Raw genomic sequence first — 26,084 nt, 5'->3', positions numbered from 1 at the left:
CCCCCCCCGCCCCCCCCCCCCCCCCCCCAAAAAAATAAACCCCCCCCGGGGGGGGGGGGGGGGGGGCCCCGCCCCCATCGCGTCCCGCCCCGCCCGAAATCTCGGTGGTTCCCCGCCCTACCGCAGGGTGGCGGTCAGGTGCGGGTACTGCTTCTTCGGATGCCGCAGTGCCAGATCCCATCCGTCGGCGACGTGCTGCGCGTACAGGCTCAGCGACGACGGCAGCAGGACCGGCTTCCCGAATCGCACCGCGTAGGTCACCTTGCCGGGGATCCGTCCCTCGACGGCCGAGAGGGTGGCCGCCGCGCTCCACATGCCGTGGGCGATGGTCTTCGGGAATCCGAAGGCCTTGGCGCCCAGGGTCGACACGTGGATCGGGTTGCGGTCACCGGAGACCGCCGCATAGCGGTCGATGACCTTCTGGTCGACCCGCAGTGTGGAGGTGGGGACCGGGGGGATCTCCTCCTCCTTCGGCTCCGGCTTGGGCTGACCCGACAGCGACGTGCGCTGCTGGTGCAGGAAGGTCGACGTCTGCCGCCACACCAACTCGCGTCCGACGTTGACCTCGCTGACGAGATCGACGAGCAGGCCCTTACGGTGTTCGCGCATGTTCTCCGCGTGCACCGCGATGTCGAGCGGCTCGGTGACCGAGATCGGCCGGAACTGCTCGATCACGTTCTCGGCGTGCACCGAACCGACGGCGGCGAACGGAAAGCCCTTCGACACCATCAGTTTCATCACGAGCGGGAACGTGAGGATGAACGGATAGGTCAGCGGCAGGCTGTCGCCGAACCGCAACCCGCACACCTTGGTGTACTCGGCGAGATCGTCGGGATCGACCTTCAGCGACCGCAGGACCAGGACGTCGTCGGGCAGGCTGTCGCCCGACGCACCCACGACGGGCAGTGCCCCGAGCACGGCCCGGCTGTAGATGTCGAAGGTCGACGGCAGCGAGGACAGTTCGATCCGTGCCATCTAGGCCCCCAGCATGGACTGGCCGCACACGCGCACGACCTGCCCGGTCACGGCGCTCGACGCGGGGTTCGCGAACCACGCGACGGTCTCGGCGACGTCGACGGTCTCACCGCCCTGCTGCAGCGAGCTCATCAGACGACCGGCCTCGCGGGTGGCGACCGGGATCGCGGCCGTCATGGCGGTCTCGATGAAGCCCGGAGCGACGGCGTTGACGGTGATCTTCTTGTCGGCGAGCGCCTCGCTGGTCGCCTGGACGAGGCCGATGACACCGGCCTTCGAGGCGCCGTAATTGGTCTGGCCGCGGTTACCGGCGATACCGGCGATCGACGACACGTCGATGACCCGGCCACCCTCCTTCAGCGCGCCCTTCTCGACGAGCACGTCGGTGATCTTCCGCGGGGCGATCAGATTCACGCCCATCACGGAATTCCAGCGAGCGGCGTCCATGTTGACGAGCAGCTTGTCGCGGGTGATGCCGGCGTTGTGGACGATGATGTCGGCGCCGCCGTGACGCTCGAGCAGGTGAGCGGCGAGCTTCTCGCCGGCGTCGGGGGCGGTGACGTCGAGCGCGAAGGCGGTGCCGCCGACCTTGTTGGCGGTCTGCGTCAGCGCGTCGCCTGCAGCGGGGACGTCGGCGGCGACGACGGTCGCGCCGTCGCGGGCGAGGACCTCGGCGATCGTCGCGCCGATGCCGCGGGCCGCGCCGGTGACGACCGCGACCTTGCCGGCAAGCGGGCGCTCCCAGGACTCGGGGGCGGTGGCGTCGCCCTCACCGATACGGATCACCTGGGCGTCGACGAAGGCCGACTTCGCCGAGAGCAGGAAGCGCAGCGTCGACTCCACGCCGGACAGGCCGGTCGCGGCCTTCGGGGAGACGTAGACGAGTTGCACGGTGGCACCGCGACGCAGTTCCTTGCCGACGCTGCGCGTGAAGCCCTCGAGGGCGCGCTGGGCGATGCGCTCGTCGACCGACCCGGCCTCCTCGGGCGTGGTGCCGAGGACGACGACGCGGCCGCTCGGGGCGAGATTGCGCAAGGTGGGCTGGAAGAACGTGAAGAGCTGTTCGAGCCCCGCGGGGTCGGTGATGCCGGTAGCGTCGAAGACGAGTGCGCCGAACTTCGTGTCGGACGGCTCGGCGAACGTGTAGTCGCTCAGGAGGTTGCGGATCGGTTCGACCAGGCGGCCGTTGCCGCCGAGCAGGACGGGGCCGGGGAGCGGGGGCTCGCCGGGCTGGTAGCGCCGGAGCTTCTCGGGCTGTGGCAGACCGAACTGCTTGGCGAGGAACGCTCCGGGTGCGGACGAGATGAGCTGGGCGTAGAGCTTGGGTGCGCCCTTGGCTTCGGCCACGATTCCACCTTCTTCGATTCGGTCGTCGGTGCAGTGTTCGACAGCAAGCGTGTTCGACAACAAACTTACCCGTGAGTAAGAATAGTAGCCAGAATTCGAATCCGTCCGAAACCGGGAGACACCAGTGACCACCAAAGCCCGTTCCACGCAGCAGCGCCGTGTCGCCGTTCTCGGAGGCAACCGGATCCCGTTCGCCCGGTCCGACCGCAAGTACGCCCGCGCGTCCAACCAGGACATGTTCACGGCCACCCTCGACGGTCTCGTCGGCCGCTTCAACCTGCAGGGTGAGCGCCTCGGTGCCGTCGTCGGCGGTGCGGTCCTCAAGCACGCCCGCGACTTCAACCTCGTCCGCGAGAGCGTGCTCGGCAGCGCGCTGAGCCCCTACACCCCGGCCTGGGATCTCCAGCAGGCCTGCGGCACCGGCCTGCAGTCGATCATCGCGGTCGGCGACGCCATCGCCGCCGGACGGATCGAGGCGGGTATCGGCGGCGGCGTCGACACCACCTCCGACGCCCCGATCGCCGTGAACAACCAGCTCCGCGAGTTCCTGCTCTCCCTGAACCGGGCCCGCACCACGGCCGACCGGGTCAAGTTGCTCGGCAACGTCCGCCCGTCCATGCTCGGCATCGAGATCCCGCGCAACGGCGAGCCGCGCACCGGCCTGTCGATGGGTGAGCACGCCGCGATCACCGCCAAGGAATTCGGTGTCTCCCGCGAGGCGCAGGACGAACTGGCCGTGGCGAGCCACCGCAACATGGCCGCCGCCTACGACCGGGGCTTCTTCGACGACCTCGTCACCCCGTTCCTCGGGCTGACCCGCGACGACAACCTGCGTCCCGACTCGTCGGTCGAGAAGCTGTCGACGCTGAAGCCGGTCTTCGGCACCAAGCTGGGCGACGCCACCATGACCGCCGGTAACTCGACGCCGCTCACCGACGGCGCGTCGGCCGCGTTGCTGGCGAGCGAGGAGTGGGCCGCCGAGCGTAAGCTCCCCGTGCTTGCCTACCTCGTCGGCTCCGAGACCGCCGCGGTCGACTACATCCACGGTGGCGACGGGCTGCTCATGGCGCCCACCTACGCCATCCCGCGCCTGCTGCAGCGCAACGGCCTGACCCTGCAGGATTTCGACTTCTACGAGATCCACGAGGCGTTCGCTTCAGTGGTGCTCGCCACCCTCCAGGCGTTCGAATCGGAGGAGTACTGCAAGGGCAAGCTGGGCCTCGACGCCCCGCTCGGCTCGATCGACCGCAGCAAGCTCAACGTCAACGGCTCGTCGCTCGCGGCCGGCCACCCGTTCGCCGCGACCGGCGGCCGGATCGTGGCCTCGCTGGCCAAGATGCTGCACGAGAAGAAGCAGGAGACCGGCAAGCCCGTCCGCGGCCTGATCTCCATCTGCGCCGCAGGTGGACAGGGTGTGACGGCGATTCTCGAGGCCTGATCGATACCCCTCGGAAGTCGTTGAGAGAGGAAAGTTCCGTTCGGTGTGTAACGCTCCGCGACGGACAGCGATAGACCCATCGACCCCGCGCTGCTGCCTGACCCCCGACCTGGTAGCAACGCGGGGTCTTCGCATTCCGGGCGCAGCCGCTCTGAACCGGGGCACTACCCTTGAAAGCAGGTAGTCGGCGCGCGAATTCGAAGGCGTGCCCAGCTTTGCGAAGGGATCTGGGTGAGCGGCAGCAACGGGACCGACGAGTCCCCTCACGAGCACGACGACGCACGGACCGAGAACATCGGTTCGTCGCCGGAATCCGCTCGTGAGGGTGAAGGCGCGTCGGCTCCTACCGAGCGGTTCGAAGCGGTCGATCCTCACCGGGAGGTGGCCGAGGCGAAGGCGAGCAGTGTCACCGAGTCGCAGGCGAGTGATGTGACCGAGTCGCAGGCGAGTGATGTGACCGAGTCGCAGGCGAGTGATGTGACCGAGTCGCAGGCGAGCGATGTGACCGAGCCGCACACCGAGCACCCGGCTGCCTCGCAGGCTCCCACAGAGGTCCTAGCCGATGGCACGAACCAGGCGCCTCCCACCGGTGCTGACGAACCCCCGACCCAGAAGGGCCATCCCTCGGAGGAGCCCACCGCGGTCATCCCGGTCGTCGCGCCGGGAAACCGGGCACCGGGTGACGGATCGTCCGCCGCCACCGATCGGCTCCTCCGTTTGCAGGGGGAACAGAACCCGGCACAGCCCGGTCCCGAACAGGCGGGGGCTCCCGTCCCACCCACGTCGACGGCAATGCCCTCGGCTGCCCACCCACCGCAGGGCGACCAGCAGACCCAGCAGATGCAGGCGGGTCCGCCGCCGCAGGGACCGCCTCCTGTCACTCCTCCGCCCACCGGCGGACCGCGAGGTTCCGGCGGAGACGGCGACGAACCGGGCAAGCCTGGATCGAATCTGCCCCGGCGCACGATCGCGCTCGTCGTCGGTGGCGTCGTCGCACTGTTCGCCGTGTTCTACGTGGCCGATCTGGCGTTGTCGTCGGGCAAGGTGCCGCGCGGTGTCACCGTCGCAGGTGTCGAGATCGGCGGCATGTCGCTCGACGCGGCGGAGGCAGAGCTCACCGAACAACTGACGCCGCGGCTCGACATGCCCGTCGACGTCACCGCCGGCGACACTCAGGGGCAGATCGTGCCCTCGGAGGCCGGGATCGGGATCGACTGGCCCGCGACCCTCGACCAGGTGGGTTCGCAGCCGCTCAATCCGTTCACGCGACTCGCGTCGTTCTTCGGGAACGACGAAGTCGGCGTGGTCTCCACACGCGACGAGGTCGCCCTGTCCGCAGCCATCGAAAAGGCCGCCGCTGCCGCCGCGCACGAACCGCGCGAGGGCAACATCGTCTTCGAGGACGGCACACCCGTTCCGGTGACGCCGCAGCCCGGCCAGCAGCTCGACGTCGCAGTCGCGGGCGACGTCTTCGCCGAGCGCTGGCCGTACGGTGATGTCTCGCTGCCCGTCGAGAGCGTCGACGTCACCGTCACCCGCGAGGGCCTCGACCGGGCGCTGGCGGAGGTCGCCGTTCCGGCCGTGGCACAGGATCTGGTCGTCCGGGGACTCGACGGGGCCGTCGGTGTGCTGCCGCGCGATGCGGTGGGCGCTGTCCTGTCGTTCGTGCCGGACGGTTCGGGCGGACTCGAACCGCAGTACGACACCGAGGCCGCGATCGGCATCCTGGCGCCGCAGCTCGCCCCGTCGGAGACCGAACCGAAGGATGCGCGGATCGTCCTCGACGGTGGTCGTCCGACGATCGTGCCCAGCGAGACAGGCGAGATGGTCGACTGGCCCGTCACCCTCGAGAGGTTGCCCGACCTGCTGAAGGAAGCGGGCGACCGCAGCACCGACGCGGTGTACAGGAAGGCCGAACCCGAACTCACCACCGAAGGCGCCGAGAAGCTCGGCATCAGGGAGGTGGTCTCGGAGTTCACCACCAGCGGCTTCGAATACGCTTCCGGCGTCAACATCCGGCTGGCCGCGCAGGAGATCAACGGCGCCATCGTGAAGCCGGGGGAGACCTTCTCCTTCAACGACTACACCGGTCCGCGCGGTGCGGCGCAGGGGTACATCGAGTCGGGCATCATCGAGGCCGGACGTCCCGGTAAGGCCGTGGGCGGTGGCATCAGCCAGCTCGCGACCACCCTCTACAACGCGACCTACTTCGCCGGGATGGAGGACGTCGAGCACACCGAGCACAGTTACTACATCTCCCGGTACCCGGCGGCGCGCGAGGCCACGATCTACGACGGCGCCATCGACCTGAAGTTCCGCAACCCGTTCGACACGGGCGTCCTGATCCAGACGATCGGCACGAGCTCGGACATCACGGTGCGCATCTGGGGCACCAAGACCGTCGACGTCCAGTCGGTCACCGGCAACCGCACGAACTTCACCTCGCCCAACACGATCACGTTGCCCGCCGGTTCGGCCTGCATTCCGTCGAGCGGCGCGCAGGGCTTCACCGTCACCGACACCCGGATCGTCACCGACGCACGGACGGGCGCGCAGATCTCGAGCGCGACCCGCACGGTCCGGTACGACCCGGTCCCGATCGTGAAGTGCATCAGCCCCGAACCGGAACCGAGCGACGAGCCCTCGGGCGGCGGCGACGCGACCTCCGGCGACACCGGATCGGAGGACGCCGAGGCCGAGGACGCACCGGCGCCCGCACCCGAATCGCCTGCGGCCGAAGCGCCGGCAGTCGAGGCACCTGCAGTGGGTGGAACCGAAGAGGAGTAGCGGACGTCCTCGAAACTTCGGGGAGGTTGTGTGCGGTTCCGGTGAAGGAACACGCACACAACCTCCCCTTACTTCGTCACTCCGGAAGCGGCACCACGTCGGGGATCTGGCCGTCGGGGATGCGGAGCTGCAGGGGTGCTCCCGAGAAACGACGAGACCGACGTCGTGTGCGAAATCCGTGGGGGAAATCGCGCACAACGTCGGTCTCGTCTATCGCGCTACCGCCGTGAGCGGTTCGATCAGAACGCTGCTTCGTCGAGCTCCATGATGTCGAGGTCGACGTCGGTGATGATCTGACGCGCGACGCTCAGCTCCGGCAGGACGTTCTTGGCGAAGAAGGACGCGGCCGCGACCTTGCCCTCGTAGAACGCCTTGTCCGAGGCATCGACGCCGGCATCGAGCGCGGAGAGAGCGATCTCGGCGTGCTCGAGCAGCAGCCAGCCGATCATCAGGTCGCCGAACGCCTCGAGGAAGCGGACCGAACCGAGGCCGACCTTGTACAGCTCGGTGGGCTGTTCCTGCGCACCCATGAGGTACTGGGTGAGCGTCGCGACCATCGTCTGGGTCTCGCCGAGCGCGGTGGCCAGGAGCGTGCGCTCCTTCTTCAGACGCTGGTCGGCGTCGTCGCGCTCGACGAACTTCTTGATCTCACCGGCGATGTGGGCGAGCGCCACGCCACGGTCGCGGGCGATCTTGCGGAAGAAGAAGTCCTGCGCCTGGATGGCCGTGGTGCCCTCGTACAGCGAGTCGATCTTCGAGTCGCGGATGTACTGCTCGATCGGGTAGTCCTGCAGGAAGCCCGAACCGCCGAGGGTCTGGAGCGAATCCTTCAGGTACTGGTAGGCCCGCTCGGAGCCGCAACCCTTGACGACCGGCAGCAGCAGGTCGTTGATGCGGTGCGCGAGAGCGGCGTCGGCACCCGAGACCTGCTCGGCGACGACGTCGTCCTGGTGCGCCGCGGTGTACAGGTACACGGCGCGCAGGCCCTCGGAGTAGGCCTTCTGCATCGCCAGCGAACGCCGCACGTCCGGGTGGTGCATGATCGACACGCGCGGGGCGGTCTTGTCGGACATCTGGGTCAGGTCGGCGCCCTGGATGCGCTCCTTGGCGTAGTCGAGGGCATTGAGGTAGCCGGTCGACAGGGTCGCGATGGCCTTCGTGCCGACCATCATGCGGGCGTGCTCGATGACGTCGAACATCTGTGCGATGCCGTTGTGGACCTCGCCGACGAGCCAGCCCTTGGCCGGAACGCCGTGGCCACCGAAGGTGACCTCGCAGGTCGCGGAGGCATTGAGGCCCATCTTGTGTTCGACGTTGGTGACGAACACGCCGTTGCGCTCGCCCAACTCGTCCTTCTCGAAGTCGAAGTGGAACTTCGGGACGAAGAACAGCGACAGGCCCTTGGTGCCGGGGCCGGCACCCTCGGGGCGGGCGAGGACGAGGTGGAAGATGTTCTCGAACAGGTCGTCGGAGTCGGCCGAGGTGATGAACCGCTTGACACCTTCGATGTGCCAGGAGCCGTCGTCCTGCTTGATCGCCTTGGTGCGACCGGCGCCGACGTCGGAACCGGCGTCGGGCTCGGTGAGGACCATGGTGGCGCCCCAGCCGCGCTCGACGCAGGTGGCGGCCCACTTCTTCTGCTCATCGGTGCCGTTGTCGTAGAGCACGCCTGCGAAGGCGGGGCCGGCCGCGTACATGAAGGCCGCGGGCTGGGCGCCGAGCATCATCTCGTTGACGGCCCACAGGAGGCTGCGCGGTGAGTCGGTGCCGCCGAGCTCCTCGGGGATGCCCATGGACCAGTAACCGGCGTCCCACCAGGCGCGGAACGACTTCTTGAACGGCTCGGGAAGCGACACCGAATGGGTCTCGGGGTCGAAGACCGGCGGGTTGCGGTCGGCGTCGGCGAAGCCTTCGGCTGCCGGCCCCTCGGTCAGTGTCTTGACCTCGGCGAGGATGCCGCGCGCGGTGTCCTCGTCCAGGTCGCCGAACTTGCCTGCTTCGAGGACCTTCTGAATCTTCAGGAACTCGAAGAGGTTGAACTCGAGGTCGCGGAGGTTGCTCTTGTAATGGCCCATGTCGTCGGTGTCTCCCAGTGTGGTGCGGTCCAGCTGGCTTCAAGTACCGCCCAAGTTATTACTCGTCGGTAACATCTCCATGTTACTCGTCGGGCAACTAACTGCCAAGAGGTGGTTTGCTCGCCAAGACGAGCGCGTCGATCGCGGTTCCCGCATCGGTTTCCCGATATCGCCGTTCGGCAATCCTGATGTCCAATCTGCCGTCGATTTCCTCGACGAGATCGGTTGGTGTGTAGAGGATTTCCTTGTCCTGGGGTCCGCCCACTCCTTCGTCGGGATTTATTGCGTCGTGCCCCAGGAAGATGAGGATTCCTTCAGGTTTCAGTGAATTGATCGCGTGGTCGAGAAGCGCCTTCCGCTGTGGCGGAGGAAAATGCAGGAAGACCGAGAGGATCAGGTCATATTCTCCGTCGAACGAGTCGGCCGTCACATCCGCGCGGACGTAGCGGAGCCGGTCTCGTGAGCGGGACGGCGCCTGCGCAGCGACCTGCCGGGCCTTGTCGAGGGCGACCTCGGAGAAGTCGACGCCTACGACTTCCCATCCGCGCGTCGCCAACCACAGGGAGTGACGACCTTCACCGCAGCCGAGATCGAGGGCGCGACCGTGCGGTAGCGACGTCACGTGTTCGACGATCACCGGATTGGGCGGCGCGCCCCAGATCAGTTCCGACGCCGCGTACTTCTCGTTCCAGGCCTGTGCATCCATGACCGCGACGCTAGCCTCGCGTGGCGATTGGGACCCCCGCTTGCGGTGAGGGTTACGGAAGCGCATCGTCGGGGTAGCGCTGTGACGAAATCGTGACCTGCGATATCGTTGACCGGATGCGATGTGCCGACACGCGGTACGTCGAGGAGGAGGAGTTCGTCTGATGGGTGCACAGATCGCTGTCCCTGCCCCGCTGAGGAACAGCGCGCTGCTCGGTCTGGGTGTGCACCGCCCCGAGCGCATCGTCACCAACGACGAGATCTGCCAGCAGATCGACTCGAGCGACGAATGGATCCAGTCGCGGTCCGGCATCAAGGAGCGTCGCTTCGCGAAGCAGCATCCGGAGGAGTCGGTCGTCGACATGGCGACGAGCTCCGCCGAGCAGGCCCTCGTGGCCGCCGGCCTCACGGGTGCGCAGATCGACACCGTGATCGTCGCGACCTCCACCTACCCCTTCCAGACCCCGCAGGCGGCAGCTCTCGTCGCCGACCGCATCGGCACCGGCGGCGCCGCGGCGCTCGACATCCAGGCCGGCTGCGCGGGCTTCTGCTACGCCCTCGGTGTCGCCTCCGATCTCGTGCGCGCCGGAACGGCCGAGCACGTGCTCGTCGTCGGTGTCGAGCGCATGAGCGACACCACCGAGCCCACCGATCGCTCGGTGCGCTTCATCTTCGGCGACGGGGCCGGTGCCGTGGTCGTCGGCCCGTCCGACGAGGTCGGCGTCGGTCCCACCGTCTGGGGCTCCGACGGTTCGCAGGCCAACGCGATCCGTCAGGAACCCGACTGGGTCGATTTCGCCACCAACCCGGACCAGAAGCGTCCCTGGATCATCATGGAGGGCACCGCGGTCTTCCGCTGGGCCGCCTTCGAGATGAGCAAGTTCGCCCGGCAGATCGCCGACAAGGCCGGCGTGGCCCTCGCGGACCTCGACGCCTTCGTCCCGCACCAGGCCAACCTGCGCATCAACGACGTCATCGTCAAGCAGCTCGAACTGCCCGAGACCGTCGCGGTCGCCGACGACATCATCGAGACCGGCAACACCTCCGCCGCGTCCATCCCGCTGGCGATGGAGAAGATGCTGCGCACCGGCCAGGTCGGGGTCGGATCCACCGCGCTGCTCCTCGCGTTCGGTGCCGGCCTGTCCTATGCGGGCCAGGTCGTGAAGATGCCCCCGCTCGGGAAGTAGGAAGCAGCGGTAGCAATACGACTTCGTAGCAGTATCGACATATGGCGAGTATTCGCACGTCGTCCGTTCCCCGTTGGGTCTGGATCCTGTGCTTCGTCGTGGTCTCCGTGGCCGTCGTCCTCCTCGAACCGATGGGGGACGACGAGCCGGGCGGTACCGGCGGGGGCACGGTCGAGAACCCCTCCGAAGCCCTCGAGGCGCTGGAGGCACTGCCCGTCCGGCCCGCCGAATCGCAGAGCGGCTACGACCGCTCACTGTTCGGCTCGGCGTGGACCGACGAAGTGACCGTCGACCTGGGGCGCAACGGCTGCGACACTCGTAACGACATCCTGCAGCGCGATCTCGTCGACGTCTCCTTCGAGCCCGGGAAGAAGCAGTGCACGGTCACTGCCGGCACGCTCGAGGACCCGTACACGGGGAAGACGATTTCCTTCCGTCGCGGGGTCGAGACCTCGTCCGCCGTGCAGATCGACCACGTCGTCGCCCTGTCGGATGCGTGGAAGAAGGGCGCCCGCCATCTCGACGACCAGCAGAAGCGGAATCTTGCGAACGATCCGCGCAACCTGATCGCCGTCGACGGCCCCACCAACCAGGGCAAGGGCGACTCCGACGCGTCGGAGTGGCTGCCGCCGAATACCGCCTTCCATTGCGAGTACGTCGTGCGGCAGATCGAGGTGAAGACGACCTACGAACTGTGGGTCACCCAGGCTGAACACGACGCGATGTCGCGGATCCTCTCCTCCTGCTGATACCGCTTCCTGCTGATCACGCCTCCAGCAGGGCCCGCGCGATGTCGTCCTCCGACATCAGTACGTGCGCCGCGGCCGGCCCGAGGGGCACGTAGCTGTCGTGGGAGGTGACCCGCGTGATCCGGCCCTGCCACGCATCGTCGACGAGCGTCGCGACGACCGATTCCGCGACACCTCCGCTGCGGCGCGTCTCGTCGACCACCACCACGCGCTCGAAGCGGCGGACGTGTTCGAGCAGCGCGGTCGTCGGCAGCGGCGACAACCACTGCAGGTCGAGGACGGTTGCCGCGACTCCCGCGCGACGGACGGCCCGCAGACTCATCGGCACCCCGTTCCCGAAAGTCACCACCAGCACGTCGCGTCCGTCGCCGTAGACGCACACCGATCCCGGTGGAAGCCCGGCGGTGTCGGGGATCTGCTGCCACAGTCCGTCGCCCTCGTCGTAGAGGTCGCGCCGGTGGTACAGCGCGATCGGTTCCAGGTAGACGCACACCCGGCCCTCCTGACGAGCCAGCTCGACGCACGTGCGCAGCAGGGCGCCGGCCGTGGCGGGTGAACTCGGCACGGCCACCACGAGACCGGGGATGTCGCGCAGCACGGCGACGGAATTGTCGTTGTGGAAGTGCCCGCCGAAGCCGCGCTGGTAGGGCAGGCCCGCGATGCGCACGACCATCGGATTGCGGTACCGCCCGTCGGAGAAGAACGCCAGACTCGCCGCCTCCCCGCGCAACTGGTCCTCGGCGTTGTGCAGGTAAGCCAGGTACTGGATCTCCGGGATCGGCAGCATGCCCGCGACGGCGAAGCCCAGCGCGGTGCCGAGGATCGTCTGCTCGTCGAGCAGGGTGTCGAACACGCGCAGGCGCCCGAAGCACTCCTGCAGCCCTCGGGTGACGCCGTAGACCCCGCCTTTGAGGCCGACGTCCTCGCCGAACACGCAGGCGTGGGGATCCTCCTCGAGGAGCTGTCCGAGCGTGCGGGTGACGGCCCGGGCGAGCGTGAGCGGTTCACCGGCAGGATGCGGATCGTCGTCGACGAGCACGAGCCCGGATTCGAGCGGGCGCATCACGTCGGCGGCGGTCGCCAGTCGCGGCGGCCGGGTCAGTGAGTCCGCGACGGAGCCGACCTCGACCCGTATCCGCTCGTACCGGTCGAGAACCCCTGCCGCATCGAGCATTCCGCGTGCGACGAGTTCACGGGCCGTACCCACCAGTGGGTCCCGCTCGTGGTCCGCGGCAAGATCCGACGGGCTGCGGTAGGCCGACTCGACGTCGGAACCGGCATGGCCGAGGAAACGCACTGCCCGCACGTGCAACAGGACCGGAGCCCGGGTCGTGCGCACCGTCTCCACGGCATCGGTTGCGGCAGCGAGCATCTCCACCGCATCGGCGCCGTCCACCGACCGGTACTCGATCCCCGGATACGACGACAGCGACCGCTCGAGCCAGCCGGGCGGGGTGGGCACACTGATGCCGAGTCCGTTGTCCTCACACACCAGCAGCAACGGCAACGGCAACCCGCGGTGCCGGCAGTAGGCGGCCGCGTTCAGGGCGCCGACGGCCGTCGAATGGTTCGCCGAGGCATCACCGAAACTGCACACCACCACCGAATCCCACGGCCACGCCGCGTCGAGCCCGAGTCGCTGCATCCGCGGTAGCGCGAGGGCGAGACCGACGGCCCGCGGCATGTGCGAGGCGATGGTCGACGTCTGCGGCAGGATGTTCAGGCCGGCGTTGCCGAACACCTTGTGCCGGCCCGCCGAGATCGGATCGAGCGTGGACGCCGCACATCCGGCGAGCACGTCGCGGATCGGGGCACTGTCCTCGACGAGCGACGCGCGAGCCGCGTAGAAACCGCCCGAACGGTAGTGCAGCAGAGCGGGATCCGTCACCCGCGTGCACAGGCCCAGCGCGGCGTTCGATTCGTGGCCCGCCGATGCGATGGTGTAGAAGCCTTCGCCGCGTCCCTGCAGGGTGCGGGCCGCGACATCGAGGTGCCGCGACTGCACCTGGGCGTCGAAGTACCGCGCCAACAGGTCGTCGTCGACCTGCCGGTCGACCGGACGCGTCGGCGGTGCGTGCCCGGGCAGAGCGCGCACCGCGGTGACGAAACGTTCGTCGAGTTCGTCGGCGGCGGTCACTCCTTCTTTCTACGCCCGATCACCTCGGAAGGAGGTGGATCGGCCCCCCGTCGTTCGGGAACGGCAACGACGTGAAGTTCATCGGCGCGACGTAGTCGGCCGGCACGTGCCAGCGGAAACGCAACAGCAGATGGTGCAGCACCGTCTTGATCTCCGCTCCCGAGAAATGCATGCCCAGGCACCGATGCGCGCCACCGCCGAAGGGCGCCCACGCGTACTTGTGCACCTTGTCCTCGCGGCGCTCCGGCGAGAACCGCTCGGGAAGCGTGCATCACATCTCGGTTGCGTCGATTCGTCCCACGGGACGGTCGCTGGTCGGGCGTGCGGGTGCGTGCCATGCTGGCGCCATGGACGTCGAACGCCCCAAGCTCGAAGGCACCGTCGCGGTCGGGGAGGGCCGCCGGCTCGGTTTCGCCGAGTTCGGGTCGGCCCAGGGCCGCACGGTGTTCTGGCTGCACGGCACGCCGGGTGCGCGCCGCCAGGTTCCCATCGAGGCCCGCGCCTTCGCCGAACGGAACCACATCCGCCTCATCGGGATCGACCGCCCGGGGATCGGCTCGTCGACACCGCACATCTACGAGAACGTCCTCGCGTTCAGCGACGACCTGCGCATCGTCGCCGACACCCTCGGGGTCGACCGCATGGCCCTCGTCGGACTGTCCGGCGGCGGCCCCTACACCCTCGCCGCGGCCTATGCACTGCGCGAACGGGTCGTCGCGGCTGCGGTCCTCGGCGGTGTGGCACCGGTCGTCGGTCCCGAGTCGATCGACAGCAACCTGATGAAGCTGGGCGCCTTCGTCGCGCCGGCACTGCAGACCGCGGGCGTCCCCATCGGCGTGGCGATGAGCGCGGCGATCCGCGTGGTGCGCCCGTTCGCGTCGCCGATCATCGACCTGTACGGACGGTTCTCACCCGAGGCCGACCGCCGCCTGCTCGCCCGTCCCGAGTTCAAGACGATGTTCCTCGACGACCTGCTCAACGGCAGCCGACGTCAGATCTCCGCGCCGTTCGCCGACATCGTCGTATTCACCCGCGACTGGGGTTTCCGCGTCTCCGACGTGAAGGTGCCCGTGCGGTGGTGGCACGGCGACACCGACCACATCATCCCGATCGAGCACGGCCTGCACATGGTGGACCTGCTGCCCGACGCCCAGTTCCACCACCTGCCCGGCGAGAGTCATCTCGGGGGTCTCGGTGCGTCGGAGGAGATCCTCACTACGGTTCTGAAGTTGTGGGACCAGGACTGACCGAGGGCGAACGCCCGCTGCCGAGAGCGTTGCACCTGCGACCGTCGGCGCTGGCGGCGGTCGCCGTGGGCGGTCTGCTCGGGACGAGTGCCCGCTACGGCCTCGGCCGGTGGTTCCCCGTCGAGTCCGGGGGCTGGCCGGTCACGACCTTCGCGATCAACGTCCTCGGTGCGCTGCTGCTCGGATTCCTGCTCGAGGCACTGATCCGCATCGGTCCCGACACCTCCTGGCGTCAGGTGGTCCGGCTCGGGGTGGGCACCGGTGCGCTGGGCTCGTTCACCACCTACAGCGCGCTCGCGGTCGACACCGACCTGCTGCTGCGCGACGGTGAACTCGTCGCCGCGGCAACCTATGCGCTCGGCACGATGCTCGTCGGCCTTCTCGCGACCGGCATCGGTGTCGCGCTGAGCGCGTGGTTCGGGAGTCGCCGAGCGGCACGGCGATGATCGCGGTGTGGGTGGCGTTGGCAGGCAGCGCCGGTGCGGTGACGCGGTTCGTCGTCGACAGTGCTCTGCGTGCCCGCTCCGGATCGTCCCTGCCGTGGCCGACCGTGCTGATCAACGTCATCGGTTCGTTGCTGCTGGGGCTGCTCACCGGTGCGGTGCTGTTCCACGACGCCGCCGCGGAGTTGCTCGCCGTCGTCGGGATGGGGTTCTGCGGCGGGTTCACCACCTTCAGCACGACCAGCGTCGACTCCGTCCGCCTGATCGTGGCGCGCCGCTACGGTGCCGCCTGCGCGATCGCGCTGGGCACCCTGGCGACCACGCTCATCGCGGCGGCCGCCGGGCTCGCTCTCACCGCCGTGTGGTGATCAGCGAGCGCGGTCGATGAGGCCGAGCACCGAGCGCAGTTCGTCGGCGTCGACCTGCCCGGGTGCCGAGGCGGTGCCGACCATCCCGAACGTCGCCGCCGATCCGAAGACCTGCCCGGCGATCCGCGACACCACGCCGAGGCCGCCCATCGACATGGTGATCAACGGGCGGTCGGCGTGGTCCTCGTGCATGGTGCGGGTCGCGTCGAGCAGGGTGAGCACGTCGGCCGTCGACTGCGGCATGACGGCGATCTTGCAGATGTCGGCGCCGAGTTCCTGCATCTCGCGTAGCCGCGCGACGATCTCGTCCTTCGGCGGAGTGGCGTCGAAGTCGTGGTTCGACGCCACCACCGCAACACCGCAGGCGTGGGCCGCCGCGACGATCCGCTCGACGGCGGCACGGCCGCGGCGGTACTCGACGTCCACCAGATCCACCGCGCCGCTCTCGGCGAGCGCGACCGTCAGATCGGCGTACGCCTCGTCGTCGATCGCGATCTCGCCGCCCTCGTCGGCGGTGCGGCAGGTCGCGAGCAGGGGAGTGCCCTGCAACTGCTCGGACAACGAGCCGGCCTGCGCGACCACCGAGGCGACGTCGTCGACGGTGTGGAAGAAGTCCACGCGCCATTCGACGACGTCGGCCCGCTCGGCGACGGCCGCGATCTGTTCGCGCAGCACCTCGGGGGTGCGGCCGGTGACGGGGACGAGGATCGTGGGTGCGCCTTCACCGATCACCACGTCCTTGACGCGAACCGGTGTGATCGTTCGTCCCACGTGCCGTCTCCGTTCCCTCGTCCGATGATCGGCCCTATTCGATCACGACCGCTTCGAACCGCTGTCCGCAGTGTCCGCACCGGCCTCGGTCCCCTCGACGACCACGACGGCGTCGTCCTTCGCCGCCTTCGACGGGTCGGCGATCGCCTCGCCACGCGCGACCATGAGTGCTTCGTCGGAGAGCGGGATCTCCTTGATGAAGCACGCCAGGACGAATGCGATGAGCAGGAACGGGATGAGGTACCAGAACACCGGCGCCAGCGAGTCGGCGTAGGCGTCGACGATGCCTTCGCGGACGGGATCGGGCAGCAGCTTCATCGCCGCCGGATCGACGGTCGCGGTGGCCTGGCCGGCCTGCTCCGGTGTCGCACCGGCCGCGGTGAAGACCTCGACGAGCTTCTCCGCCAGGCGGTTGGTGAAGATGGTGCCGAAGATCGCGACACCGAGCGCCGCACCGACCTCACGGAAGTAGTTGTTCGAGCTCGTCGCGGTGCCGATCTCGTCGGCGGGCACCGCGTTCTGCACGATCAGGATGACGACCTGCATGATCAGGCCGAGACCCAGACCGAAGACGAACAGCATCGAGCAGATCACCCACAGCGGGGTGTCGCCCTCGAGGGTGGTCAGCCACAGCATGCCCGCCGCGGTGATGAGCGAACCGACGATCGGATAGATCTTGTAGCGCTGGGTCTTGGTGATGGCCAGACCCGAGCCGATCGAGGTGATCATCAGACCGGCCATCATCGGCAGCAGCAACAGACCCGAGACCGCGGCCGAGGTGCCCGACGACATCTGCAGGAAGGTCGGCATGAACGCGATCGCCGAGAACATGCCGAGGCCGAGGACGAAACCGATGGCCGTGGCGTTGACGAAGATCGAGTTGCGGAACAGCGACAGCGGGATGATCGGATCCTGCGCCCGCGACTCGACGAGCACGAACAGGCACACGAACACCACGAGTCCGGCGCCGAACATCCACGTGAGCGGAGCGGTCCAGCCGCGATCGGCGTCGCCACCGAAATCCGTGAAGAAGATCAGGCAGGTCGTGGCGAGGGAGAGCGTGAGCACGCCGAGGATGTCGATCCGCTTCGTCGGCTTCTTCACCGGCAGGCGCAGCGCGAACCAGGTGATGACGAACGCGATGATGCCGACCGGCACGTTGATGTAGAAGCACCACTCCCACGTCAAGTGGTCGACGAAGAAGCCGCCGATCAGCGGGCCACCGACGGCCGACAGACCGAAGATCGCGCCGAGCGGGCCCATGTACTTACCGCGTTCGCTCGCGGGCACGATGTCGGCGATGATCGCCTGCGACAGGATCATCAGACCGCCACCCCCGAAGCCCTGGATCGCGCGGAAGACCACGAAGGTCCAGAAGTCGTCGGTCATCGAGCACGCCGCGGAGGCGAGGGTGAACACGCCGATCGCGATGAGGAACAGGTACCGGCGCCCGAAGACGTCGCCGAACTTGCCGTAGATCGGCATCACGATGGTCACCGCGAGCAGGTAGGCGGTGGTGATCCACGCCTGGTGTTCGACGCCGCCGAGTTGCCCGACGATCGTGGGCATGGCAGTGGAGACGATCGTCTGGTCCAGGCTGGCGAGCATCATGCCCGCGATGAGCGCGGAGAAGATGATCCAGATCCGTCGCTGGGTGAGAACCAGAGGTTCCGAAGTGGTGGTCACGGTGTTCCTGTCGGAATAGGAATATCGAGCTGTCAGGCGAAGGTGGCCTGCACAGAGGTGAGGCGATCGGAAATTGTTGCACTCGGTAACTTCTGCTGCAAGGCAATTTCCTCCAGGTCACTCGAACCAGGACCGCACGGGCGGTTTGACCCACATGATCTTCTCGTCCTCGTCGGTGCGGACCGCTGCCGGATGATCCGGGTGCTTCTGCGCCCACGCCGTCTTCTCGTCCATCAATCTCGCGGCGAGTTCCCAGGTCTCCATCGTGCGCGGCGGATGCGCATCCGCGGCCCGCGCCAGCTTGCGTCGCGTCTCGTCGGTCATGGCGAGCAGTTCGGCTCCCGAGATGCCGCGGTTCCATGCATACCGGGCCAGGGTCACGGCCTTGTCCCGCCGGTTCTTCTCGGCGCGATCGGTGTGGGCGAAGTCGGCGTCGCTCATGCTCCGAAGGTACGCGCCGGCCCGGATCGGGTTCACCGTCGACGATCCCGGATCCGGCCACGACGGTGCTGCCGTTTGTCTACCCTCGATGAGGGGGCCGAGGAGGCGTGATGACGGCCGACGAGATCCCGGAGGGCACACCCGACACGGTCGTGGCCCGTGCCGCCCGGCCGCCGCGGGTGCCGGTGTTCGACCCGACCCTCGGCATCGACGTTCCCCGGTCCTTCCGCGGCACACCGCCACACCGATTGGTGGCGCTCGGCGACTCCCTGCTGCAGGGCTTCCAGAGCGGCGCGATCTACAACACCGACGTCTCCGTCCCGGCGATCGTCGCCCACGAGCTCGGCGCCGATCTCCGATACCCGCGCTTCGGTGGACCGGGCGGACTGCCGTTGAACGTCGAAGTGCTGTTGCGCCGGATCGAGGAGCGGCACGGATCGACGCTGCAACCGTGGGAGCTGCCGACGGCGCTGTTCACGGCGCGCGGCTTCATGGACGAGGTCGAGGACTACTGGGAACGCGGACCCGGCGCGACACCACCGCTCGTCGGATATCTCCACAACCTGTCGTGTTTCGGCTGGGATCTGCGCGACGCGCTGCAGAAGACCGCCCGCGTCTGCGCCGAACGCATCGCAACACCCCGCGACGATCTCGTGCGGCAACTCGTCGAGAACAACGGGGAGCGGGCGGCGCTGTACGTCTATCCGAACACCGACGACCGGCGCCGCGAGATGACACTGTTCGACGTCGCGGCCGAACTCGGTGCCGAGCACGACGGCGACACCGAGGCGGGCATCGAGACACTCGTCGTCTTCCTCGGTTCGAACAACGCGCTGCAGACCGTCACCGAATTGCAGGTCGTGTGGAGCGGCGACGACTTCCGCGACCTCCACGCGAAAGCCGCCTACACGATCTGGCGGCCCGAACATTTCGACAGCGAGTTCGCGGCGGTCGTCGCGAAGCTCCGCGACATCGACGCGCGGCACGTGGTGCTGTGCACCGTCCCGCACGTCACCATCGCCCCGATCGCCCGGGGGATCGGGACGAAGAACGGCTCGCCGTACTTCCCCTACTACACCCGGCCGTGGGTGGACGCGCGCCGCTTCGATGCGAGCCGCGACGAACACATCACCGGTGCGCAGGCCCGCATGGTCGACGCCGCGATCGACCTGTTCGACGAGACGATCACCGAAGCGGTCGCCGACGCGCGACGTGCCGGACTGGACTGGTATCTGCTCGACACCGCGGGCATCCTCGACCGCCTGGCCGCGCGCCGCTACGTCGACGACCTCGATGCGCGACCCGCGTGGTGGCAGCCGTACCCGCTACCGCCGACGCTCGCCGCGCTCGACCCGGTACCGGACACGCGTTTCCTGTCGGCCGACGGTCACGGCGGTCGCGACAGCGGGGGATTGTTCTCCCTCGACGGTGTGCACCCGACGACGGTCGCCTACGGGATCCTCGCCCAGGAGATCATCGACGTGATGGTGCGTGCCGGCGTCGAATTCCGGTCGCCGAACGGAACGGTGCGAAACGGTCCTGTCGCCGTGGATTTCGAGCGTCTGCTCCGGCACGACACCCTTGTGCGTACTCCACCGCAGAACATCGATTCGACGCTGTCGATCCTGGGGTGGGTCGACGAGGTGCTCGACGTGTTCCGGGTGCAGTTGCGTTTCGGTCTGTGAGGGATCAGGTCAGGTTGATGACGTGAGCGTGTGTCGCCACGGCGTCCTGCATCTTCTTCCGCGACAGCGAGCGCGGACCGCACGCGCATCCCGACGGAATGGCGTCGTCCTCGAACTGCGTCGCCTCCAGAGTGTCCACATACTCCGAATTGAGTGATGTGCCGTTGTGCGGTGTCGCTTCGCGGTCGCGGTTGCCGCGGCCGCCGGGACCGCTGCGGGAGACCACGACCTGACCCTCGGTGGTGTTGTACACCGCCGCTACGGTGTGGCCCTTGGGACAACGAACCTTGAGGACGGCCTTCTCGGTGCGCTGGGGTCCGAGTTCCTTCACTGCGGCGAGTGCGAGCTTGCGACGTTCGGTAGGGGGTGTCGTGGCGATATCCATTTTCCTATTCCACCTCACAGTGTCGGGGTTCACAGGGCTTCGGCAGAACCGCTTCGGGATTTGTTTTCAGATGATCTCGTCGGTGAGCCGGTGCGGTGTGCCGAATCGATGAGCGGTGATCGTGACGGACTGTTCGGCCAGGAACGGCAGCATTTCGATTTGTCCGGATCCGGTCACCGGATGGTCGAACACCGCGATGTCGCATCGGGTGTTCCATTCGGCGGGCGGCGCTGCGCCGATCAGGCGGACACGCGCCGGGATCGTGTCGACGATCCGTTCCTCCCATTCCACATCACTCTCCACGCGCACGCGACCGCCGAAACGTGCTGTATTCGAGCATCTTACGAGATCGACGGCGAAAGCCGAAGAGATTTCCACCGGCGCGCCCGCCCGGGCCGCGGCACCGAGCACGCGCACGAGTTCGTCGGGCCGCCCGGCCTCACCGAGGCGTACGTGTGTGCGAACGGGCCGGTACCGGAACAGGTTCCGCTCTGCCGAGAGTCCCGTGATATCTTGTGTCACAGCGAATTCCGACGTCCATGCTCGCTCGTCGTCCTCGAACGCCCGGCGCAGCGTGTCCTCGTCCCAGGCGCACGGTTCCCAGGAACCGAAGCCGAAGAGATAGTTCGGCCCGCCCGCCTTGAAGCCCGCTCCCACCGACGACTTCTTCCAACCCCCGAAGGGTTGCCGTCGCACGATGGCACCGGTGATACCGCGATTGACGTACACATTCCCGGCCTGCACCCGATCGAGCCAGCGGGCGATCTCGTCCGAATCCAGCGAGTGCAGACCCGCCGTGAGCCCGTAGTCCACCTCGTTCTGGATCGCGATCGCCTCGTCCAGATCGGCCGCGGTCATCACCCCCAGCACCGGACCGAAGAACTCGACGAGATGCGTGCGCGACCCGCGTCGCACCCCGGTGCGCACACCGGGCGTCCACAGCCGGCCCTCCTCGTCGAGCCGGCGCGGTTCGACGAGCCACGACTCGCCGTCGTCGAGTTCGGTGAGCGCGGTGAGCAGTTTGCCCTGCGCCGGTTCGATCAACGGCCCCATACGTGTTCGCGGATCGTGCGCAGGCCCGACCGGCAGTGACCGCACCGCGTCGACGAGCTGGTCGCGGAACCGGCGGGAGGTCGCCACGGAGCCGACGAGGATCACGAGCGACGACGCCGAACACTTCTGCCCCGCATGCCCGAACGCCGACTGCGCGACGTCGCGCACCGCCAGATCCGGATCGGCGCTCGGCGTCACGACGATCGCGTTCTTGCCGCTCGTCTCGGCGAGCAGTCGCATCCCCGGACGCAGCGAACGGAAGAGTTCGGCGGTCTCGTAGGCACCGGTGAGCACCACCCGGTCGACGCGCGGGTCGGAGACGAGCTTCGTGCCCAGCGACCGTTCGTCGGCGTGGACGAGGTGCAGGACGTCGCGGGGCACGCCGGCATCCCACATCGCCTCGGCGAGCACCGACCCGCACCGAGCCGTGAGCGTCGCGGGCTTGAGGACCACCGCCGAACCGGACGCCAACGCCCCGAGCGTCGACCCCGCCGGGATCGCGACCGGGAAGTTCCACGGCGGCGTCACGACGGTGAGGGTCGACGGCACGAACCGCGCACCGTCGATCTCGTCGAGCGCGCGGGCCCGCTCGGCGTAGTACCGCGCGAAGTCGATCGCTTCCGAGACCTCCGGATCGGACTGGTCGAGCGTCTTACCGCCCTCGGCCGCCATCACCTCGAGCAGATCGGCGCGCCGCGCCTCGAGCACATCGGCCACCTGTTCGAGGATCCGTGCGCGTTCGGCACCGCTGCGGGCACCCCAGACACGACCGGCCGCGTTCGCGTCGACCAGCACGCGCTCGAGGTCGTCCTCGGAGGAGAGGGTGTGGGCGCGCACGGTGTCGATACCGAGTTTCGACGACGGCACCCGCTCGAGGATGCGGCGCCCCCACTCCCGGTTCTGCGGCAGGGACGGATCGGTGTCCGGTGTGTTCGTGAACACCGGCGGCGCAGGGGTGGGAGGACCCTGCCGGTTCTGCGTGCGGTTGGGGGAGGGGACGCTGTCGTCGAGCGCCGCCACCGACGCACGGAACCGCTGCTCCTCGCGTCCGAACAGGGCGGGATCGTCGGCCAGATCGAACACCGCCGACATGAAATTCTCCTGCCCCGAACCCTCGTCGAGCCGACGCACCAGATACGAGATCGCGACGTCGAACTCGTCGGGGCGGACGACGGGTGTGTAGAGCAACAGGCTGCCGACGTGTCGACGGATCACCTCGGCCTGGCTCTGCGCCATGCCGAGGAGCATCTCGAAGTCGATCCCGTTGCGCACCTGCCGGCGACCGGCGAGCTCCCACGCGTAGGCGATGTCGAAGAGATTGTGCCCGGCCACCCCGATCCGCACGTTCTCGATCCGCTCGGGCGTGAACGCGTAGTGCAGCAGCCGCTTGTAGTTCGTATCGGTCTCCTGCTTGGTGCTCCACGTCGCGAGCGGCCATCCGTGCAGCGACGCGTCGACCCGTTCCATCGGCAGGTTGGCGCCCTTGACCACCCGGATCTTGATCGCGGCGCCGCCGCCTGCGCGTCGCGCCGCCGCCCACCGCTGCAGTTCGATCATGGCGGTCAGGGCGTCGGGCAGATACGCCTGCAGCACGATTCCGGCCTCGAGATGGAGGAACTCGGGACGGTCGAGCAGCGTCGTGAACGCCGCGACCGTCACGTCCAGGTCGTGGTACTCCTCCATGTCGAGATTGACGAACTTCGGCGTCGGCGAGGTCGCGGCGAGACGGTACAGCGGAGTGAGCCGCTCGACGATGTCCGCGACGGTCTCGTCGAACGCCCATGGCGAGTGCGGCGCGACGGCCGCCGAGACCTTGAGCGAGACGTAGTCGACGTCGTCACGTGCCAGCAACGCATGGGTGCCCTCGAAACGGCGACGCGCCTCGGCCTCGCCGAGGACGGCTTCGCCCAGCAGGTTGAGGTTGAGCCGGATGCCGGGTCGTTGCAGTCGTGCGATGGCCCGGCCCAGCGCGGCATCGTCGGTGTCGACGACGAGGTGCCCGACCATCGTCCGGAGCGCGCGACGCGCGGCGGGGACGACGAGGTGCGGGAAGCGGGGACCGATCGCACCGCCCGCCCGCACGGCCGCACGGAGGTGGACGGGAAGGAAATCCGGTATGTTCCGCGACAATTCGGCAAGGGCATGCGCTGCGGTCGCCGGATCCTCGGGGCGGATGACCTCGTCGACGAAGCGCACGGTGAACTCGAGTCCGTGGGGATCCTTCAGAACGTCGGCGAGGTGGCGGGCCGCACGGTCGGGTGCGACCTTCGACGATTCCTCCACCCACCGGCGGGCCAGGGCGACAGCATCCTCGACGATCCGCACGATGCGCCTCCGATCGACGGCGTTTCGAACCTGACGCCAATCTACCCACCGGAGCCGGTTCGCGTTTGCGGTCCGCGGTGCCGGGAATACAGCACGAAGGGGACAGTCCCGACCGATGAGGAGACGAGAGTGAACCGTCAGGCCCCCGCGTCACGTGGCGCGGCGTCATCCGCCGAGCGCATGGCGCAGAACGGTGTATTCGAGAAGTTCGCACGTGCCGGCTACGTCGGCAGTGGCATCGTGCACCTGCTCATCGGCTACCTCGCGATCAGGGTCGCGTTCGGTCGCGGCGAGCAGGAGGCGTCGCAGTCCGGTGCGATGGCGGAACTGGGCGAGCAGCCCGGCGGGAAGATCGCGTTGTGGATCGCCGTCGTCGTCTTCGTGATGATGGGCCTGTGGCGGTTCGCCGAGGCTACCTTCGGCAAGGCGTCCGAACCGGAACAACCCGACGCCGACATGAAGGACAAAGCGTTCGACCGGTTCAAGGCCGCCTGCGTCGGTGTCGTCTATCTCGCCTTCGCGTACACCGCGTTCGGGTTCGCCCGCGGCAGCGGCAAGTCCAGTGGTGAACAGAACGCGGGTCTGACGGCGAAGCTGCTGCAGTCCGGTGCCGGCAAGTTCGTCCTCGTCGTCGCGGGACTCGTCATCCTCGGTGTGGGCGCCTACCACGTCTACAAGGGCGCGTCGAAGAACTTCGTCGACGATCTGAAGAGCCACCCGAGCACGTTCGTGAAACGTCTCGGGCTTGTCGGTTACGTCGCGAAGGGTCTCGCGCTCGGTCTCGTCGGTGTTCTGGTGATCGTCGCGGTCTTCCAGGCCGACCCGCAGAAGGCAGCGGGCCTCGACGGTGCTCTGAAGACGTTGGGCTCGCAGCCTTTCGGTACGGTGCTGCTCGTTCTCATGGGCCTCGGCATCGCGGTCTACGGCCTCTACAGCTTCGTCATGGCCCGCGACGCGAAGATGTGACGCTCAGTCGTCTGCGTCGTCGAACCAGAACGACTCGGTCGCGACGTAGTGGAGGGTCGGTGGGCCGGGCAACTCGAACTCGATCGCGCCCACCGGCCGCAGCTCCCCGTCGTTGTCTTCGCAACTGGCGGTCGCGATGTTGAGTCCTGCGGCGATCCCGGTGAACTCGAGGGTCTGGTAGTTCGCTCCGAAGATCTCCGCGATTCCGGACTCGCCGGTGCCGAGCGCCGCGACGCAGATGAAGGGGTGGTCCTCGTCCGGTGGGGACGTGTACATCAGCTTCACCAGCACGGTGTCTCCGCGGGTGCTGACCGTCCACAATCCTCGGGTGTCCGTATCCGCCGCTGCGCTCGCGGCGGGTGCGAAACCGGCGAGCAGTGCGAGCGGTGCGAGCAACGAGACCGTCGCACGCAGGGTCCTGCGATGGTTCATGGGATCTCCTCGGAACCGCGGTGAGTCCCCGACATATTCATCGTCCGCACTCGACATCCGGGGAACGGGCGAATCGGATGTTCGTGAAGAAGACGTGACGGTGAGGAGATCGTCGTACCCGGTCCGTGACTCCCCGGGTCACGAAGAGCTACCGCCTCGACCCAACTAGTTGACAACGCAACTAGTTGGGATCATCCTGGTTGAGAAAGCAACCACATCGGAAAGAAGGTGGATCGATGATCGCCGACGAGCAGCAGCGCTACGAAGAATTCGAGCGTCGGCGTGCACTCATCCGCGACGCACACCTGAAGCCTGCCGACGCGCGCCCGCAGTCGTCGGCGCGGGGGCTGCACCACACTGCGCTGATCAGCAGCGACGTCGAACGGACCGTGCGCTTCTACCAGGATCTCCTCGAGTTCCCGCTGACGGAGCTGATCGAGAACCGCGACTATCCCGGCTCCTCGCACTTCTTCTTCGACATCGGCAACGGCAATCTGCTGGCTTTCTTCGACTTCCCCGGTCTCGACGTCGGCCCCTATCAGGAGGTCTTCGGCGGTCTGCACCACATCGCGATCAGCGTCGCCCTTCCCGCCTGGGAGCGCTTGCGCGACAAGCTGATCGACGCAGGTGTCGAGCTCGTCGAACACAGCGACGTCTCGTTGTACTTCCGCGACCCCGACGGAGCCCGCCTCGAACTCATCGCCGACCCGCTCGGCGAGATGTACGGCTCGAAGGTGCTCTAGCGCGAAGCTCTAGCACGGGGTAAGGGGAGGTTGTGTGGGGGGGGGGGGGGGCGGCGCCCCCCCCCCCCCCCCCCAAGGGGTTTTGGGCGCACAGAAGGCCGCCCCCGGGGGCAAGAAGCACCCCCGCCCGGGGGGGGCG

General features: G+C 67.9%; 21 protein-coding genes and 1 pseudogene. 10 read left to right on the top strand and 12 right to left on the bottom strand.

All coding sequences use genetic code 11. The features are described 5' to 3' along the window. Nucleotides 1–117 precede the first annotated feature (117 nt). Together A5767_RS11090 and A5767_RS11085 are read right to left on the bottom strand one after the other, a co-directional pair. A complete protein-coding gene (locus A5767_RS11090; RefSeq protein WP_006552667.1) occupies nt 118–975 on the bottom strand; it encodes a MaoC/PaaZ C-terminal domain-containing protein in 858 nt (285 codons plus the stop codon). Next, complete coding sequence (locus tag A5767_RS11085; protein WP_019290889.1) at nt 976–2,322, bottom strand: 3-oxoacyl-ACP reductase; 1,347 nt, start codon at nt 2,320–2,322, stop codon at nt 976–978. It lies immediately after the preceding gene. A gap of 124 nt (nt 2,323–2,446) precedes the next feature. Between A5767_RS11085 and A5767_RS11080 the strand changes: the two genes are divergently transcribed. Further along, nucleotides 2,447–3,760, top strand: a complete 1,314-nt coding sequence (locus tag A5767_RS11080; protein ID WP_064852315.1) for an acetyl-CoA C-acetyltransferase — start codon at nt 2,447–2,449, stop codon at nt 3,758–3,760. Nucleotides 3,761–3,991: 231 nt separating this feature from the next. Continuing rightward, nucleotides 3,992–6,547 (top strand): VanW family protein, encoded by a 2,556-nt coding sequence (locus tag A5767_RS11075; protein WP_064852314.1) that lies wholly within the window; start codon nt 3,992–3,994, stop codon nt 6,545–6,547. Between the two features lie 239 nt (nt 6,548–6,786). Here the strand turns inward: A5767_RS11075 and A5767_RS11070 are convergent, their stop codons facing one another. Next, nucleotides 6,787–8,622 (bottom strand): acyl-CoA dehydrogenase, encoded by a 1,836-nt coding sequence (locus tag A5767_RS11070; RefSeq protein ID WP_006552663.1) that lies wholly within the window; start codon nt 8,620–8,622, stop codon nt 6,787–6,789. Between the two features lie 97 nt (nt 8,623–8,719). Further along, on the bottom strand, nt 8,720–9,328 hold the full coding sequence (locus A5767_RS11065) for a class I SAM-dependent methyltransferase (protein WP_064852313.1): 609 nt from the start codon (nt 9,326–9,328) through the stop codon (nt 8,720–8,722). 163 nt (nt 9,329–9,491) lie between these two features. Here A5767_RS11065 and A5767_RS11060 point away from each other — a divergent pair, with 163 nt between their 5' ends. Further along, nucleotides 9,492–10,514, top strand: a complete 1,023-nt coding sequence (locus A5767_RS11060; protein WP_064852312.1) for a beta-ketoacyl-ACP synthase III — start codon at nt 9,492–9,494, stop codon at nt 10,512–10,514. 41 nt (nt 10,515–10,555) lie between these two features. Further along, the gene (locus A5767_RS11055; RefSeq protein WP_024102037.1) at nt 10,556–11,263 is read left to right on the top strand and encodes an HNH endonuclease family protein; all 708 of its coding nucleotides are present in this window, start codon (nt 10,556–10,558) and stop codon (nt 11,261–11,263) included. A 16-nt stretch (nt 11,264–11,279) separates the two neighbouring features. Here the strand turns inward: A5767_RS11055 and A5767_RS11050 are convergent, their stop codons facing one another. Both A5767_RS11050 and A5767_RS11045 read right to left on the bottom strand, forming a co-directional pair. Further along, entirely contained in the window at nt 11,280–13,400 is a 2,121-nt protein-coding gene (locus A5767_RS11050) for a thiamine pyrophosphate-dependent enzyme (RefSeq protein ID WP_156665149.1), read from the bottom strand. Nucleotides 13,401–13,419: 19 nt separating this feature from the next. Continuing rightward, nucleotides 13,420–13,662 (bottom strand): annotated as a pseudogene (locus tag A5767_RS11045) (cytochrome P450); the annotation flags it as partial. Between the two features lie 85 nt (nt 13,663–13,747). On the opposite strand from A5767_RS11045, the gene A5767_RS11040 reads away from it, so the two are divergent. The 3 genes from A5767_RS11040 to A5767_RS11030 are packed head-to-tail and all read left to right on the top strand — an operon-like array spanning nt 13,748 to nt 15,458. Further along, nucleotides 13,748–14,647, top strand: a complete 900-nt coding sequence (locus tag A5767_RS11040) for an alpha/beta fold hydrolase (RefSeq protein ID WP_006552657.1) — start codon at nt 13,748–13,750, stop codon at nt 14,645–14,647. Beyond that, a complete protein-coding gene (locus A5767_RS11035; RefSeq protein WP_064852311.1) occupies nt 14,632–15,093 on the top strand; it encodes a fluoride efflux transporter FluC in 462 nt (153 codons plus the stop codon). Before A5767_RS11040 ends, A5767_RS11035 begins: the two co-directional genes overlap by 16 nt. Then, complete coding sequence (locus A5767_RS11030) at nt 15,090–15,458, top strand: fluoride efflux transporter FluC (RefSeq protein WP_019290900.1); 369 nt, start codon at nt 15,090–15,092, stop codon at nt 15,456–15,458. The genes A5767_RS11035 and A5767_RS11030 overlap by 4 nt, the downstream gene beginning before the upstream one ends. On the opposite strand, the gene aroD is transcribed toward A5767_RS11030, so the two are convergent. From aroD to A5767_RS11015, 3 genes are all read right to left on the bottom strand, one after another. Continuing rightward, nucleotides 15,459–16,229 carry a type I 3-dehydroquinate dehydratase gene (gene aroD / locus A5767_RS11025; protein ID WP_064852310.1) on the bottom strand — a complete coding sequence of 257 codons (771 nt, stop codon included), beginning with the start codon at nt 16,227–16,229 and terminating at the stop codon, nt 15,459–15,461. Between the two features lie 42 nt (nt 16,230–16,271). Beyond that, complete coding sequence (locus A5767_RS11020) at nt 16,272–17,915, bottom strand: MDR family MFS transporter (RefSeq protein WP_019290902.1); 1,644 nt, start codon at nt 17,913–17,915, stop codon at nt 16,272–16,274. Nucleotides 17,916–18,032: 117 nt separating this feature from the next. After that, nucleotides 18,033–18,356 (bottom strand): hypothetical protein, encoded by a 324-nt coding sequence (locus A5767_RS11015; protein WP_024102029.1) that lies wholly within the window; start codon nt 18,354–18,356, stop codon nt 18,033–18,035. Between the two features lie 110 nt (nt 18,357–18,466). Between A5767_RS11015 and A5767_RS11010 the strand changes: the two genes are divergently transcribed. Then, nucleotides 18,467–20,041 (top strand): hypothetical protein, encoded by a 1,575-nt coding sequence (locus tag A5767_RS11010; protein WP_064852309.1) that lies wholly within the window; start codon nt 18,467–18,469, stop codon nt 20,039–20,041. 4 nt (nt 20,042–20,045) lie between these two features. On the opposite strand, the gene A5767_RS11005 is transcribed toward A5767_RS11010, so the two are convergent. Further along, the gene (locus A5767_RS11005) at nt 20,046–20,426 is read right to left on the bottom strand and encodes a hypothetical protein (protein WP_064852308.1); all 381 of its coding nucleotides are present in this window, start codon (nt 20,424–20,426) and stop codon (nt 20,046–20,048) included. A gap of 66 nt (nt 20,427–20,492) precedes the next feature. Then, nucleotides 20,493–23,804, bottom strand: a complete 3,312-nt coding sequence (locus tag A5767_RS11000; protein ID WP_064852307.1) for a bifunctional proline dehydrogenase/L-glutamate gamma-semialdehyde dehydrogenase — start codon at nt 23,802–23,804, stop codon at nt 20,493–20,495. 180 nt (nt 23,805–23,984) lie between these two features. On the opposite strand from A5767_RS11000, the gene A5767_RS10995 reads away from it, so the two are divergent. Then, nucleotides 23,985–24,770, top strand: a complete 786-nt coding sequence (locus tag A5767_RS10995) for a DUF1206 domain-containing protein (protein WP_006552648.1) — start codon at nt 23,985–23,987, stop codon at nt 24,768–24,770. Nucleotides 24,771–24,773: 3 nt separating this feature from the next. Here A5767_RS10995 and A5767_RS10990 read toward each other — a convergent pair whose 3' ends face one another. Continuing rightward, nucleotides 24,774–25,202 carry a hypothetical protein gene (locus A5767_RS10990; protein WP_006552647.1) on the bottom strand — a complete coding sequence of 143 codons (429 nt, stop codon included), beginning with the start codon at nt 25,200–25,202 and terminating at the stop codon, nt 24,774–24,776. 236 nt (nt 25,203–25,438) lie between these two features. On the opposite strand from A5767_RS10990, the gene A5767_RS10985 reads away from it, so the two are divergent. Continuing rightward, complete coding sequence (locus tag A5767_RS10985; protein WP_006552646.1) at nt 25,439–25,945, top strand: VOC family protein; 507 nt, start codon at nt 25,439–25,441, stop codon at nt 25,943–25,945. The last annotated feature ends 139 nt before the right edge of the window (nt 25,946–26,084 follow it).

Source organism: Rhodococcus sp. 852002-51564_SCH6189132-a (assembly GCF_001665495.1).
GTDB lineage: Bacteria > Actinomycetota > Actinomycetes > Mycobacteriales > Mycobacteriaceae > Rhodococcus > Rhodococcus pyridinivorans.
Note: the sequence above shows the minus strand (reverse complement) of the source record. Positions and strands in the feature narration are given on the sequence as shown.

Coding starts and splice junctions, on each gene's coding strand:
- A5767_RS11090 (WP_006552667.1), bottom strand. CDS start 975: ATGGCACGGATCGAACTGTCCTCGCTGCCGTCGACCTTCGACATCTAC.
- A5767_RS11070 (WP_006552663.1), bottom strand. CDS start 8,622: ATGGGCCATTACAAGAGCAACCTCCGCGACCTCGAGTTCAACCTCTTC.
- A5767_RS11065 (WP_064852313.1), bottom strand. CDS start 9,328: ATGGATGCACAGGCCTGGAACGAGAAGTACGCGGCGTCGGAACTGATC.
- A5767_RS11060 (WP_064852312.1), top strand. CDS start 9,492: ATGGGTGCACAGATCGCTGTCCCTGCCCCGCTGAGGAACAGCGCGCTG.
- A5767_RS11055 (WP_024102037.1), top strand. CDS start 10,556: ATGGCGAGTATTCGCACGTCGTCCGTTCCCCGTTGGGTCTGGATCCTG.
- A5767_RS11040 (WP_006552657.1), top strand. CDS start 13,748: ATGGACGTCGAACGCCCCAAGCTCGAAGGCACCGTCGCGGTCGGGGAG.
- A5767_RS11030 (WP_019290900.1), top strand. CDS start 15,090: ATGATCGCGGTGTGGGTGGCGTTGGCAGGCAGCGCCGGTGCGGTGACG.
- A5767_RS11015 (WP_024102029.1), bottom strand. CDS start 18,356: ATGAGCGACGCCGACTTCGCCCACACCGATCGCGCCGAGAAGAACCGG.
- A5767_RS11010 (WP_064852309.1), top strand. CDS start 18,467: ATGACGGCCGACGAGATCCCGGAGGGCACACCCGACACGGTCGTGGCC.
- A5767_RS11005 (WP_064852308.1), bottom strand. CDS start 20,426: ATGGATATCGCCACGACACCCCCTACCGAACGTCGCAAGCTCGCACTC.
- A5767_RS10995 (WP_006552648.1), top strand. CDS start 23,985: ATGGCGCAGAACGGTGTATTCGAGAAGTTCGCACGTGCCGGCTACGTC.
- A5767_RS10990 (WP_006552647.1), bottom strand. CDS start 25,202: ATGAACCATCGCAGGACCCTGCGTGCGACGGTCTCGTTGCTCGCACCG.
- A5767_RS10985 (WP_006552646.1), top strand. CDS start 25,439: ATGATCGCCGACGAGCAGCAGCGCTACGAAGAATTCGAGCGTCGGCGT.